Annotated in this window: 11 protein-coding genes; 1 reads left to right on the forward strand and 10 read right to left on the reverse strand. The window is 68.4% G+C overall.

Going from position 1 to position 13,648, the window contains the following annotated elements; all coding sequences use genetic code 11:
* Positions 1-3: 3 nt before the first annotated feature.
* From mreC to ACZ5XS_RS30260, 6 genes are all read right to left on the reverse strand, one after another.
* Positions 4-951 (reverse strand): rod shape-determining protein MreC, encoded by a 948-nt coding sequence (gene mreC, locus ACZ5XS_RS30235; RefSeq protein WP_468656605.1) that lies wholly within the window; start codon positions 949-951, stop codon positions 4-6.
* Positions 952-1,110: 159 nt separating this feature from the next.
* Positions 1,111-2,130 carry a rod shape-determining protein gene (locus tag ACZ5XS_RS30240; RefSeq protein WP_004931372.1) on the reverse strand — a complete coding sequence of 340 codons (1,020 nt, stop codon included), beginning with the start codon at positions 2,128-2,130 and terminating at the stop codon, positions 1,111-1,113.
* A 269-nt stretch (positions 2,131-2,399) separates the two neighbouring features.
* Positions 2,400-2,813, reverse strand: coding sequence for a nucleoside-diphosphate kinase (gene ndk / locus ACZ5XS_RS30245; RefSeq protein WP_217239962.1), 414 nt, complete (start codon positions 2,811-2,813; stop codon positions 2,400-2,402).
* A 66-nt stretch (positions 2,814-2,879) separates the two neighbouring features.
* Entirely contained in the window at positions 2,880-3,236 is a 357-nt protein-coding gene (locus ACZ5XS_RS30250) for a DUF4233 domain-containing protein (RefSeq protein WP_468656607.1), read from the reverse strand.
* Between the two features lie 8 nt (positions 3,237-3,244).
* Entirely contained in the window at positions 3,245-4,699 is a 1,455-nt protein-coding gene (gene folC, locus ACZ5XS_RS30255) for a bifunctional tetrahydrofolate synthase/dihydrofolate synthase (RefSeq protein WP_468656708.1), read from the reverse strand.
* 368 nt (positions 4,700-5,067) lie between these two features.
* Positions 5,068-7,692, reverse strand: a complete 2,625-nt coding sequence (locus ACZ5XS_RS30260; protein WP_468656609.1) for a valine--tRNA ligase — start codon at positions 7,690-7,692, stop codon at positions 5,068-5,070.
* A 135-nt stretch (positions 7,693-7,827) separates the two neighbouring features.
* Here ACZ5XS_RS30260 and ACZ5XS_RS30265 point away from each other — a divergent pair, with 135 nt between their 5' ends.
* Positions 7,828-8,811: a hypothetical protein gene (locus ACZ5XS_RS30265; protein ID WP_468656611.1), complete on the forward strand. Its 984-nt coding sequence runs from the start codon at positions 7,828-7,830 to the stop codon at positions 8,809-8,811.
* Positions 8,812-8,885: 74 nt separating this feature from the next.
* Here the strand turns inward: ACZ5XS_RS30265 and clpX are convergent, their stop codons facing one another.
* The 4 genes from clpX to tig form a co-directional block, all read right to left on the reverse strand.
* Entirely contained in the window at positions 8,886-10,172 is a 1,287-nt protein-coding gene (clpX, locus tag ACZ5XS_RS30270) for an ATP-dependent Clp protease ATP-binding subunit ClpX (protein ID WP_217239967.1), read from the reverse strand.
* Between the two features lie 184 nt (positions 10,173-10,356).
* Positions 10,357-11,037 (reverse strand): ATP-dependent Clp protease proteolytic subunit, encoded by a 681-nt coding sequence (locus ACZ5XS_RS30275; protein ID WP_468656613.1) that lies wholly within the window; start codon positions 11,035-11,037, stop codon positions 10,357-10,359.
* Positions 11,038-11,087: 50 nt separating this feature from the next.
* Positions 11,088-11,693, reverse strand: coding sequence for an ATP-dependent Clp protease proteolytic subunit (locus tag ACZ5XS_RS30280; protein WP_217239979.1), 606 nt, complete (start codon positions 11,691-11,693; stop codon positions 11,088-11,090).
* Positions 11,694-12,053: 360 nt separating this feature from the next.
* On the reverse strand, positions 12,054-13,469 hold the full coding sequence (tig, locus tag ACZ5XS_RS30285; RefSeq protein WP_468656615.1) for a trigger factor: 1,416 nt from the start codon (positions 13,467-13,469) through the stop codon (positions 12,054-12,056).
* Positions 13,470-13,648: the final 179 nt, after the last annotated feature.

Below are 13,648 nucleotides of genomic sequence, written 5' to 3' on the forward strand. Positions count from 1 at the left end.
CTCCTACTGCTCTTGCTGGATCTGGCCGTCGACCGGCGCGCCCGCGGACGGGGTGACGGTCACCGTCACGGTCGGCGTGGGGGTCGGCTTGGGCTTGGCTGGCAGCACCGTGTCGCGCGGGTCCTTCTTCGGGGCCTCGACGACGACACCGACGATGTCGAGCTTGGAGAAGCTGACGTACGGCGTGACGTAGAGGGTGCGGGTGAGGTCGCCGGCGGAGGGGTCGACGCGGGAGACCACGCCGACCGGCACGCCGGGCACGAAGGGCTTGTCGGCCTGCGAGCCGAAGGTGACCAGTCGGTCGCCCTTCTTGATCTCGGCCTTGCCGTTGAGGAGTTCGACGCGCAGCGGGCGGTCGCCCTGCCCGGAGGCGAAGCCGAGTTCGTCGCCGGCCTCCATCCGGGTGCCGACGGTGAAGTCGGGGTCGTTGGCGAGCAGCACGGTGGCGATGTCGGGGCCGACGGTGGTCACGCGCCCGACCAGCCCGTCGCCGTTGACGACGGTCATGTCGCGGGTGATGCCGTCGTTGGCGCCGACGTCGATGGTGATGGTCCAGGAGAAGCCCTGGGCCGCGCCTATGGCGATGACCTGGGCGCCCTTGATGCCGTACTGGCCGGCGCCCGAGAGCTTCAGCATCTTGTCGAGCTGGGCCAGGCGGCTGCGGTTGCGGTCGTCGCTGCCGAGCTTCGCCTCGAGGGCCGCGTTCTCCTTCTCCAGCTCGGCGAGCCGGTCGTGCCGCTCGCCCGAGTCACGGATGGCCGATACGGCGTTGCCGACCGGGTCGACCGCGGCCGACACCCCGTCCTCGATCGGGCCGAACACCGTGGCCGCGCCCTGCCGGGCACCGTCGACCGGTGAATCCTCCCCGCCGCGGATGTCCACCGTGATCAGCGCGAACGCGATGGCGACCAGCAGCACCAGGAGCAGCCGGCTCTCTCGTGTGTCCCTCACGTGCGGCGGCCGTGCCCTTCCTCATAGGAATGCGAGTGCAGTGTTTACGTGTCGTCACTTATGGGGCGTGTTGATGCTTATGGGCGAGCCTATGCCTCGATATCAACGATCCGCCGTACGAGAGGAGATCATCTCGTACGGCGGAATCGAAGAGTTGCGTCATCTGCGCGGCTGGGCGTCCAGCACCTGCTGCAACGCCTCGAATTCCTCGACGCACTTTCCGGAACCGAGGGCCACGCTGTCCAGCGGGTCCTCGGCGATGTGGATCGGCATACCGGTCTCGCGCCGCAGCCGCTCGTCGAGGCCGCGCAGCAGCGCACCGCCACCGGTCAGAACGATTCCGCGGTCCATGATGTCGCCGGACAGTTCCGGCGGGCACTTGTCCAGGGTCGTCTTGACGGCGTCCACGATCGCGTTGACGGGCTCCTCGATCGCCTTGCGGACTTCGGCGGCCGAGATGACGACGGTCTTGGGCAGCCCGGAGACGAGGTCCCGGCCGCGGATTTCGGTGTGCTCGTCAGCGTCGAGGTCGTACGCCGAACCGATCGTGATCTTGATCTGTTCGGCCGTCCGCTCACCGAGGAGGAGCGAGTACTCCTTCTTGATGTGCTGGATGATCGCGTTGTCCAGCTCGTCGCCCGCCACCCGGATGGACTGGGCGGTGACGATGCCGCCGAGGGAGATGACCGCGACCTCCGTGGTGCCGCCGCCGATGTCCACCACCATGTTGCCCGTGGCCTCGTGGACCGGCAGGCCGGACCCGATGGCGGCCGCCATCGGCTCCTCGATGATGTGCACCTGACGGGCGCCGGCCTGGGACGACGCCTCGATGACGGCGCGGCGCTCGACCCCCGTGATACCCGAGGGCACACAGACGACGACCCGCGGACGAGCCAGATACCGCCGCTTGTGGATCTTCAGGATGAAGTAACGGAGCATCCGCTCGGTGATCTCGAAGTCGGCGATCACACCGTCCTTCAGCGGCCGGACGGCAACGATGTTGCCCGGCGTGCGCCCGATCATCTTCTTGGCTTCGGCGCCGACCGCGAGGATGCCACCGGTGTTGGTGTTGATCGCGACGACGGACGGCTCATTGAGTACGATCCCGCGACCCCTGACGTACACCAGCGTGTTGGCGGTCCCGAGGTCGACAGCCATGTCACGGCCGATGAACGACATTGAGTTCCCCATCAGGATTCGACTGGCCTTCCCAGGAGCTTTTTGAGGGCTTTTCAGGTAGGCGAAGGTGGGTGCGGTGACGTGAAGGCTTCCATCGTAGACGCGCCTTCGCGAACACTGCGTGAGGGTCTCCGCCATTGTCAGCAGATGCCGTGCGGGTTCGCTTGTGGAGACGGGCGTTCGGGGGGACTCGTTCCCTCGAACGCCACGCATATGCCAGAAAGTCCGGGGACAAAAGCCCCCAGACTCTCACTCATCCGCCGCAGGCGCTACGCGCGGCCGGGGAAGAAGATCTTCACCTCGCGTTCGGCGGACTCCTCGGAGTCGGACGCGTGGATCAGGTTCTCGCGCACGATCACGCCGTAGTCACCGCGGATCGAGCCCGGGGCGGCGGCGATCGGGTCGGTCGGACCGGCCAGCGCCCGCACACCCTCGATGACCCGGTCACCCTCGACGATCAGCGCCACGACCGGACCGGAGGCCATGAACTCCACCAGCGGCTCGTAGAAGGGCTTGCCCTTGTGCTCGCCGTAGTGCTGCTCCAGCGTGTCGTGGTCCAGGGTGCGCAGCTCCAGCGCGGTGATCTGCCAGCCGGCCTTGCGCTCGATGCGGCTGATGATCTCGCCGGTCAGGCCACGACGAACGGCGTCGGGCTTGAGGAGGACGAGGGTGCGCTGGCTCACGACGGGGCTCCTTCGGATCAAGGATGGTGCGGGATGCTGAGATTACAGGGCGTGTCCGGCCCCTTGTTACGCAGCGTCAGGTGTAGAGGAGCCCGCCTGGGCGGCGAACCTCGCCTTCGCCTCGTCGATCTTCCGTCCGTAGTGCACGGACGCCCACCACAGGGCCGCGAAGACCGCGCCCAGGAAGAACATCGTGGGGACGACGACCCCGGAGGCGATCAGGGCGATCTGGAGGACCCACCCCAGGGCCACACCGCCGGGGCGGGTCACCATGCCGCACAGCACCAGGCACAGGAACATGGCCACGCCGCTGACCGTCCACACCGTCGTCGTGGACAGGCCGGGGTCCTTCATCGCGACCAGCGCGGCGAAGCCGATGATGAAGACCTCGCCGATCAGGGTCGAAGCACAGAGCGTACGCATACGGAGTCTCAGCCCTTCCCCAGCAGCAGCCGGGCCTCGCCGACGGTGATGACGGAGCCGGTGACGAGCACACCGCCGCCCGCGAACTCGCCCTCCTCCTCGGCCAGCGTGACCGCGGCCTCCAGAGCGTCCGGCAGCCGCGGCTCGACCTGCACCCGCTCGTCGCCGAACACCTCGACGGCGATCTCGGCGAGTTCGTCCACGTCCATCGCGCGGTGGCTGGCGTTCTGGGTGACGACGACCTCCGCGAACAGCGGCTCGAAGGCCTCCAGCAACCCGCGGACGTTCTTGTCCCCGCTCGCCCCGACGACCCCGATCAGCCGGCTGAAGTCGAACGCCTCCCCGACCGCCTCGGCCGTGGCACGAGCACCCGCCGGATTGTGTGCCGCGTCCAGGACGACGGTCGGCGACCGCCGTACGACCTCCATCCGGCCCGGCGAGGCCACGGCCGCGAACGCCTTGCGGACGGTGTCGGCGTCGAGCGGCTCGGGCCGCTGCGAACCCACGCCGAAGAACGCCTCCACGGCGGCGAGCGCGACGGCCGCGTTGTGTGCCTGGTAGGGGCCGTGCAGCGGAAGGTAGACCTCGGGGTACTCCCCGCCGAGCCCGCGCAGGGTGAGCAACTGCCCGCCGACGGCGACCTGCCGCGCCACGACCCCGAACTCGAGCCCCTCCCGGGCCACCGTCGCATCCACGTCCACGGCCTGCTTCAGCAGCACCTGCGCGGCGTCGACCGGCTGCTGAGCCAGGATCACCGCCGCGTCCTGCTTGACGATGCCGGCCTTCTCGGTGGCGATCGCCGCGGGCGTCCCACCGAGCCGGTCGGTGTGGTCGAGGTCGATGGGAGTGACGACGGCGACGGCACCGTCGATGACGTTCGTGGCGTCCCAGGAGCCGCCCATGCCCACTTCCACCACGGCGACGTCGACCGGAGCGTCCGCGAAGGCGGCGTACGCCATCCCCGTGAGCACCTCGAAGAAGGACAGCCGGTACTCCTGCTGCGCGTCGACCATCTCGACGTACGGCTTGATGTCCTCGTACGTCTCGATGAACCGCTCGGCGGAGATCGGCGCGCCGTCCAGGCTGATCCGCTCGGTGATCGACTGGACGTGGGGACTCGTGTACCTGCCGGTCCGCAGCTCGAAGGCACCCAGCAGAGCCTCGATCATGCGGGCGGTGGAGGTCTTGCCGTTGGTGCCGGTGATGTGGATGGAGGGGTACGACCGCTGCGGCTCCCCCAGCAGGTCCATCAGCGCGGAGATCCGGCTGACGGAGGGCTCCAGCTTGGTCTCGCCCCAGCGGGTGGCGAGCTCCGCCTCGACTTCCCTCAGGGCTTTGTCGACCTCGGGATCCGCCGGGCGCGCGGGCACGTCGGCCTCCGGCGGACCGCCCTGCGTGCGCAGGGTACGGCTGCCGGCCTCGATCACCGCGAGATCCGGGTCCCGCTCGGTCTCGGCCGCCATGATCTCGTCGAAGCCGCCGATCGGGCCGGGCTGCTCGCTGTCGTCGTACGGGGGCTGCTCACTCACGGGGCCAGTCTACGGAGGCCGGGGGTGGGCGGGGGTCGTGGGTGGCTGCGGGTCCGTGGGTGGGTTCGGGTCGGGGCGGGTGCCCCGCCCCTGGGTGCTCCGCCCCCAGACCCCCGGCCTACGCCCACCCACCACCCGACTCGGTCGGCCAAGAGGTGCCCCTCGCGCGCAGCTGCGGGGCAATCGTGCCGCTGGAGCGGCTCCCGACCCACAGAGAGCGGCACCCCGTCAACGCCGGGCCGCACGACCACTAGAACTCAAGGACAGTTCCGAGGGCTTTCACCGACGTGTCCCGCGGGCGCCTACGCCTGCGGCAACCGGTCCAGCTGCGCGGCGATCCGGGCGATGTCCTCGTCCGCCTTCGCCAGCCGCGTCCGGATCTTCTCCACCACGTGGTCCGGAGCCTTCGCCAGGAACGCCTCGTTGCCGAGCTTCGCGTTCGCCTGCGCCTTCTCCTTCTCCGCGGCGGCGAGGTCCTTGGCCAGCCGCTTCCGCTCGGCCGCCACGTCGATCGTGCCGGACAGGTCGAGCGCCACCTCGGCGCCGCCGACCGGCAGGGTCGCCGTGGCGGTGAAGGCGTCACCCTCCGGCTGGAGCCGCAGCAACTGCCGGATGGCCGCCTCGTGCGGGGCGAGCGCCGTGCTGTCGAGGGACAGGCGGGCCGGGACGCGCTGACCGGGCTGCAGTCCCTGGTCGGCGCGGAAGCGGCGGACCTCGGTGATGACGGACTGGAGGGTCGCGATCTCCTTCTCCGCTCCCGTGTCACGGAAGCCGCTGTCCGCGGGCCACTCGGCGATGACGAGGGTCTCGCCACCGGTCAGCGTGGTCCACAGCGTCTCCGTGACGAAGGGGACGACCGGGTGCAGCAGCCGCAGCGTGACGTCCAGGACCTCACCGAGGACGCGCTTGCTGACCTCCGCGGCCGAACCGCCGGCGGCGAACGTGGTCTTCGACAGCTCGACGTACCAGTCGAACACCTCGTCCCACGCGAAGTGGAACAGGGCGTCGGAGAGCTTCGCGAACTGGTAGTCCTCGTAGAACGCGTCGACCTCGGCGACAACCGAGTTGAGCCGGGACAGGATCCACCGATCGGTCGCCGACATCGCCGACGGCTCCGGCAGCGGGCCGTCCACCGTCGCGCCGTTCATCAGCGCGAAGCGCGTCGCGTTCCAGATCTTGTTGGCGAAGTTGCGCGAGCCCTGGACCCAGTCCTCGCCGATGGGGACGTCGACACCCGGGTTCGCGCCGCGGGCCAGCGTGAACCGCAGGGCGTCGCTGCCGTACTTGTCCATCCAGTCCAGCGGGTTGACGACGTTCCCGTAGGACTTCGACATCTTCTTGCCGTTCTGGTCACGGACCATGCCGTGCAGGGCGATGGTGTGGAACGGCGGGGTGCCGTCCATCGCGTAGAGGCCGAACATCATCATCCGGGCGACCCAGAAGAAGAGGATGTCGTAGCCGGTGACCAGGACGGAGTTCGGATAGAACTTCGCGAGCGATTCGGTCTGTTCGGGCCAGCCGAGGGTCGAGAAGGGCCACAGGCCGGAGGAGAACCAGGTGTCGAGGACGTCGGTGTCCTGGTGCCAGCCCTCGCCGCTCGGAGCCTCGTCGTCTGGCCCGACACACACGACCTCGCCGTTCGGCCCGTACCAGACCGGAATCCGGTGGCCCCACCACAACTGCCGCGAGATGCACCAGTCGTGGAGGTTGTCGACCCAGTCGAAGTACCGCTTCTCCATCTCCTGCGGATGGATCTTGACGCGTCCGTCCCGGACGGCGTCACCGGCCGCCTTCGCGAGCGGGCCGACCTTGACCCACCACTGCATGGACAGGCGCGGCTCGATGGTGGTCTTGCAGCGCGAGCAGTGACCGACCGAGTGGACGTAGGGCCGCTTCTCGGCGACGATCCGGCCCTCGGCGCGCAGCGCGGCGACGATGGCCGAGCGGGCCTCCAGCCGGTCCAGGCCCTGGAAGGGGCCGTGCGCGGTGATGACGGCGTGCTCGTCCATGATCGTGATGGCCGGCAGGTCGTGCCGCTGGCCGATCTCGAAGTCGTTCGGGTCGTGGGCCGGGGTGACCTTGACGGCACCCGTACCGAACTCGGGGTCGACGTGCTCGTCGGCGACGACCGGGATGGAACGCTCCGTCAGCGGCAGCTTGATGAGCTTGCCGACCAGGTGCTTGTACCGCTCGTCGTCGGGGTGAACGGCGACCGCCGTGTCACCGAGCATGGTCTCGGCGCGCGTGGTGGCGACGACGATCGTCTCGTCCCCGTCGCCGTACTTCATGGAGACGAGCTCGCCGTCGTCGTCCTGGTACTCCACCTCGATGTCCGAGATGGCGGTCAGACAGCGCGGGCACCAGTTGATGATGCGCTCGGCGCGGTAGATCAGCTCTTCGTCGAAGAGCCGCTTGAAGATGGTCTGGACGGCCTGGGACAGCCCCTCGTCCATGGTGAACCGCTCACGCGACCAGGCGACGCCGTCTCCCAGGCGTCGCATCTGTCCGCTGATCTGCCCGCCGGACTCGGCCTTCCACTGCCAGACGCGCTCGACGAACGCCTCTCGGCCCAGGTCGTGCCGGGACTTGCCCTCCTTGCCCAGCTCCCGCTCGACGACGTTCTGCGTGGCGATGCCGGCGTGGTCCATGCCGGGCTGCCACAGCGTCTCGTAGCCCTGCATCCGCTTGCGGCGGGTCAGGGCGTCGATGAGCGTGTGCTCGAAGGCGTGCCCGAGGTGCAGGCTGCCCGTGACGTTCGGCGGCGGGATGACGATCGTGTACGGAGGCTTGTCACTCTTCGCGTCCGCCTCGAAGTAACCCCGCTCCACCCAGCGCTCGTACAGCGGCCCCTCTACATCGGCCGGCGCGTACTGGGTCGGCAGTTCGATGGCGGGCTCTGGTGGCTGCTGCTGAGCGTTCTCGGTCACGGGCTCAGTTTAGGGGTGTCACGGGGCAGTCCCGAAACGGGATTCCTCTGTAACGGTAGGCCCCCGATGCCCTGTGTGCGCTGTGGCTACGCCAGGATGTCAGGGACACATAAGCATCTGGAGGGGAACCCAGAAATGAGCCACAACCAGCCGGGCCCGTACGGCGGGCAGCCCCAGCAGCCTGGACCGTACGGTCAGCAGGGTCCCTACGGCCAGCCGGGCCCCTACGGCCAGCCGCAGCAGGCACCGCCCGCCCAGCCCGGCTACGGCTACCCCCAGCAGGCCCCGCCCGCCCAGCCGGGCTACGGCCAGCCGCAGCAGCCCCCGTACGGACAGCAGGCTCCCTACGGCCAGCAGCCGCAGCCGCCGTACGGTCAGCAGCCGCCCTATGGGCAGGCCCCATACGGGGTGCCGCAGCCGCCGGCTGCCGGTGGCGGCAAGAAGAAGACCGGCATCATCATCGCCGCCGTGGCCGTCGTGGCCGCCATAGGTGTGGGCGCGTACTTCGTCGTCGGCACGGGCGGGGGCGGTCTGGAGGACGACGGCGCGCACAAGCTGGCCTCTCCGGCGACCGTGGCCGGCGAGTACAAGCAGGTCGGCAAGGGCGGCGAGGTCAACGACGCGAGCACCACCAAGTACCTCGAGGCAAGCGGCATGAAGGACGGCAAGGCCGTCGTCTCGCAGTACTCGACGGCCGACTTCAGCGGCTACGACCCGAGCGACCCGACCACGTTGCCGTCCCGGTCCGAGCTGCTGGTCGCCAAGGGCGTCACCGTCGTGGGTGGTTACGGCGAGATCGCGGACCCCGAGGCCGCCCTGGACAAGTACTTCGCGGCCATCACGAAGGAGTTCACGAACAACGCCTCCAGTTCCTCCAGCGGCGCCGAGCTGATCGGCAAGCCCGAGGAGGCCGACCTCGACGGGGCGCTCATGAAGTGCCAGTCCGCGAAGAGCACCAACAGCCTGACCAAGAAGGAGTCGACCGACTGGTTCTGCGTCTGGTCGGACTACAGCACGGTCGCCATGGTCTCCCCCGGCGACAACACGAAGAGCACCACCAAGGACGTCGCGATCGACCTGACGACGAAGATCCGCGCGGAGATCCGCGTCAAGGCCTGACGCCGCACGACGCAACAGCGAAGGGGCCCCGGTCTGTTGACCGGGGCCCCTTCGCTGTGCGTACGTCTGTGCCGCTACGCCGTCTTCTGCTCGCCCGGGCCCCGACCGCGCGCATCCCGCGGGATCAGTGTCGGGTTCACGTTCGAGTGGACGACGTCCGCCGTGATGACGACCCGGGCCACGTCCTTGCGGGACGGGATCTCGTACATCACGCCCTGGAGGACTTCCTCCATGATGGCGCGCAGGCCGCGGGCGCCGGTCTGGCGGAGGATGGCCTGGTCGGCGATGGCCTCCAGGGCCTCACGCTCGAAGTCCAGCTCCACACCGTCGAGTTCGAAGAGGCGCTCGTACTGCTTGACGAGCGCGTTGCGCGGCTCGACCAGGATCTGGAGCAGGGCCTCGCGGTCGAGGTTGTGGACCGAGGTGATGACCGGGAGCCGGCCGATGAACTCGGGGATCATGCCGAACTTGACCAGGTCCTCGGGCATGACGGACTCGAACTGGTCCTTGGCCTCCAGCTCGCGCTTGGAGCGGATCGTCGCGCCGAAGCCGATGCCCTTGGCGCCGGCCCGGGACTCGATGAGCTTCTCCAGGCCCGCGAAGGCGCCGCCCACGATGAACAGGACGTTCGTCGTGTCGATCTGGATGAACTCCTGGTGGGGGTGCTTGCGGCCGCCCTGGGGCGGGACCGAGGCGGTGGTGCCCTCCAGGATCTTCAGCAGGGCCTGCTGCACGCCCTCGCCGCTCACATCGCGGGTGATCGACGGGTTTTCGCTCTTACGGGCGACCTTGTCGATCTCGTCGATGTAGATGATCCCGGTCTCGGCCTTCTTGACGTCGTAGTCGGCCGCCTGGATCAGCTTGAGCAGGATGTTCTCGACGTCCTCGCCGACGTAACCCGCTTCCGTGAGGGCCGTTGCGTCGGCGATCGCGAAGGGGACGTTCAGCATCCGGGCCAGGGTCTGGGCGAGGAGGGTCTTGCCGGAGCCCGTGGGACCCAGCAGGAGGATGTTGGACTTCGCCAACTCGATGGCGTCGTCGCGGCCTTGGGCGCCGCCGTTCTCACCGGCCTGGACCCGCTTGTAGTGGTTGTACACCGCGACCGAGAGGGCCTTCTTGGCCGGTTCCTGGCCGACGACGTACCCCTCGAGGAACTCGTAGATCTCGCGGGGCTTGGGAAGTTCCTCCCAGCGGACCTCGCTGGTCTCGGCCAGCTCTTCCTCGATGATCTCGTTGCAGAGATCGATGCACTCGTCGCAGATGTAGACACCGGGCCCTGCGATGAGCTTCTTGACCTGCTTCTGGCTCTTGCCGCAGAACGAGCACTTGAGCAGATCGCCGCCGTCACCGATGCGTGCCACGGTGTGCTTCCCCTTCGCCTGGGAGACGCCTAGGTCCAGCGGCTCCTGGTGCTGCCTTATGTCCGACGGTACCTTGCCGGGCCCCTCGTTCGGGCCCCCCTTGGCACGGTTCACTTTGACGTGCACAGTGTCGTGCACGGTCGTGAACCGTGCCAAGGAGCGGCAGACGATACAGCGTCCGACGTCAGCGCACGCTCGCGTTGTTCATCTTCCGGGTGGAGATGATCTGGTCGATCAGGCCGTACGCCAGGGCGTCCTCGGCCGTGAGGATCTTGTCGCGCTCGATGTCCTCGCGGATCTTCTCGATCGGCGTGGTGGAGTGCTTGGCCAGCAGGTCTTCCAGCTGGGCACGCATCCGCAGGATCTCGTTCGCGGCGATTTCCAGGTCGGAGACCTGACCGCGGCCGGTCTCGCTGTAGGGCTGGTGGATCAGCACACGGGCGTTCGGGAGCGCCATGCGCTTGCCCGGCGTACCGGCGGCCAGCAGGATGGCGGCGGCCGAGGCGGCCTGGCCCATGCAGACCGTCTGGACGTCGGGCTTCACGAACTGCATGGTGTCGTAGATCGCAGTGAGCGCCGTGAAGGATCCGCCGGGGCTGTTGATGTAGACCGAGATGTCCCGGTCGGGGTCCATCGACTCCAGGCACAGCAGCTGCGCCATGACGTCGTTGGCGGAGGCGTCGTCGATCTGGACGCCGAGGAAGATCACGCGCTCTTCGAAGAGCTTCGCGTACGGGTCGTACTCGCGGACGCCCTGCGAGGTGCGCTCCACGAAGCGCGGGATCACGTACCGGGACTCGGCCACGGGCACCGTGCTCTCGGCGCGTGCGCGGTCGTACAGGCCGCTGCCGGGGAAGTCGTTCACTGTCTCTCTCCTAGGGGCTGTGGCGGTCGGCTGGGGGCTTGCAGGGGGCCTCAGGCCCCGGTGCCGCCGCCGCCCGGCATGTTGGCGGCCGTGGTGATGACCTCGTCGATGAGGCCGTAGTCCCTGGCCTCGTCGGCGTCGAACCAGCGGTCCCGGTCGGAGTCGCGGGTGATCTGCTCGATGGTCTGGCCGGTGTGGAAGGACGTCAGCTCGGCCATCCGCTTCTTGGTGTGCAGGAGCCGCTCCGCGTGGATCTTGATGTCCGACGCCGAACCGGCGAGGCCGGCGGACGGCTGGTGGATCAGGATCTCGGCGTTCGGCAGCGCGAAGCGCTTGCCGGGCGTACCCGCGCTGAGCAGGAACTGGCCCATGGAGGCGGCGAGGCCCATGGCGATCGTCACCACGTCGTTCTTGATGTACTGCATGGTGTCGTAGATCGCCATGCCGGCCGTGATCGAGCCGCCGGGGCTGTTGATGTAGAGGTAGATGTCCTTGTCGGGGTCAGCGGCAAGGAGCAGGAGCTGTGCGGTGATCTTGTTGGCGATGTCGTCGTCGACCGCCTGGCCGAGGAAGATGATCCGCTCGCCGAGCAGCCGGTTGTAGACCTGGTCACCGAGGCCACCACCGATGGAGGGGTCGCCGGCGGCGGAGGGCATCAGATTCGTCACGTATCCACCTGCTCGTCTTACGACGGCGCCGGGCCGTCTCACGTTTCCCTGCGGGGCGGGAGCCGATTCGGGGACTCCCCTGCCCTCGTATTCATGGACCCTAACGCGCTGGTCCCTCCGGAGAATCCCGGAGAAGAGACTGTTCGCTGTCAGCGCATGTCGCTCCGCTGGGTGGGGCGGGGTCCTCGCCCGTGGGGCCATTGGGCTGTGGGCGGGTGCCGGTCCGCTGTGGCTCGTCGCGCAGTTCCCCGCGCCCCTTTGCGGCGATGTCCAGCCGTACGCCGACAGGCCCCGGGGGGCGAGATGCTCCCCGGGGCCTGTCGTACGGGCGTCAGCGGCGCTGTGGCGTCAGCCTTCGGTCTTCTCGGTGCCGGTCTCGGTGGTGGCCTCGGCCTCGGTGGTGGGCTCGGCCGCCGCCTCGGGCGTCTCGGTGGTGGCCTCGTCGGCCTCCTCCTCGTCGTCCAGGTCGATGACCTCGCCGTTGGTGTCCTTGACCGTGGCCTTCTCGACCACGACGGCCAGGGCCTTGCCGCGGGCGACCTCGCCGACGAGGAGCGGGACCTGACCGCCCTCGACGACCGCCTGGGCGAACTGGTCGGGGGACATGTTGGAGGAGGCCGCGCGCCGCATGAGGTGCTCGGTGAGCTCCTCCTGGTTGACGTTGAGCTTCTCCTGCTTGACGAGCTCGTCGAGGACGAACTGCGTCTTGATGCCCTTGACCGCGGCTTCCTTGGTCTCGGCTTCGAACTCCTCGGCCGTCTTGCCCTGGATCTCGAGGTACTTCTCGAGGTCGAGGCCCATCTGGCCGAGCTGGTGGTGCTCGAGGTTGTGCTTGCGGGTGTTGACCTCGTCCTCGAGCAGCTTCTCGGGGACCGGGACCTCGACCAGCTCGAGCAGCTTCTCCAGGACGCGCTCCTGGGCCTGCGTGGCCTGGTCGTACTGCTTCATGTTCTCGAGGCGCTTGCGGCTGTCGGCCTTGAGCTCTTCGAGGGTGTCGAACTCGGAGGCGAGCTGCGCGAAGTCGTCGTCCAGCTCGGGCAGTTCGCGGGCGGCGACCTGGGTGACCTTGACGGTGACCTCGGCCTCCTTGCCGGCCGCCGAGCCGCCCTTGAGCTCGGAGGTGAAGGTGGCCTCGCCACCGGCCTCCAGGCCCGTCACGGCGTCGTCGATGCCTTCCAGCAGCTCGCCGGAGCCGATGGTGTAGGAGACGCCGCTGGCGACGCCGTCCTCGAGGATCTCGCCGTCGACCTTGGCCTCGAGGTCGATCGTGACGACGTCGCCGTCCTGGGCGGCCCGCTCGACGGGGGACGTCGAGGCGAAGCGCTCACGGAGCTGCTCGACCGACTTGTCGATGTCCTCTTCGGTGACCTCGACGGCGTCGACCTCGACCTCGATGCCGGAGAAGTCCGGGATCTCGATCGCGGGGCGGACGTCGACCTCGGCGGTGAAGTTCAGCGTCTCGCCGTCCTTCAGCTCGGTGATGTCGACCTCGGGCTGGCCGAGGACGTCGATCTCCGCCTCGTTGACCGCCTCGGTGTAGAACTTCGGAAGCGCGTCGTTGACCGCTTCCTCCAGGACCGCACCGCGGCCGAACCGCTGGTCGATGACGCGCGCCGGGATCTTGCCCTTCCGGAAGCCCTTCACCGTGACCTGCTGGTTGATCTTCTTGTACGCCGCGTCGAGGCTGTCCTTGAGCTCCTCGAAGGGCACCTCAATGCTGAGCCGAACCCGAGTCGGGTTCAGGGTCTCCACGGCGCTCTTCACGGTTCGGTCTCCTTGGGGGCTGACTTCTTGGTTTCTGCCGAAGCCAGACCGGCTCCGGCGGATTCGCCGCCCGGAGGACTTCCAGAGGAGAGAGACACACGGGCGTGCAGCTTGCATAGTAACGGCAGCGGCGACACGCCCCAAAGGCGATCACGTCAGGCGGTCACGCAAGGTGACCG

This window comes from Streptomyces sp. NPDC033131, assembly GCF_055578365.1.

What these genes read in the sequence shown, in the direction of transcription:
- ACZ5XS_RS30265 (WP_468656611.1), top strand. Translation starts at nt 7,828, where the DNA reads ATGAGCCACAACCAGCCGGGCCCGTACGGCGGGCAGCCCCAGCAGCCT.
- ACZ5XS_RS30240 (WP_004931372.1), bottom strand. Translation starts at nt 2,130, where the DNA reads ATGTCGTTCATCGGCCGTGACATGGCTGTCGACCTCGGGACCGCCAAC.
- ACZ5XS_RS30280 (WP_217239979.1), bottom strand. Translation starts at nt 11,693, where the DNA reads ATGCCCTCCGCCGCCGGCGACCCCTCCATCGGTGGTGGCCTCGGTGAC.
- ACZ5XS_RS30250 (WP_468656607.1), bottom strand. Translation starts at nt 3,236, where the DNA reads ATGCGTACGCTCTGTGCTTCGACCCTGATCGGCGAGGTCTTCATCATC.
- folC (WP_468656708.1), bottom strand. Translation starts at nt 4,699, where the DNA reads ATGGCGGCCGAGACCGAGCGGGACCCGGATCTCGCGGTGATCGAGGCC.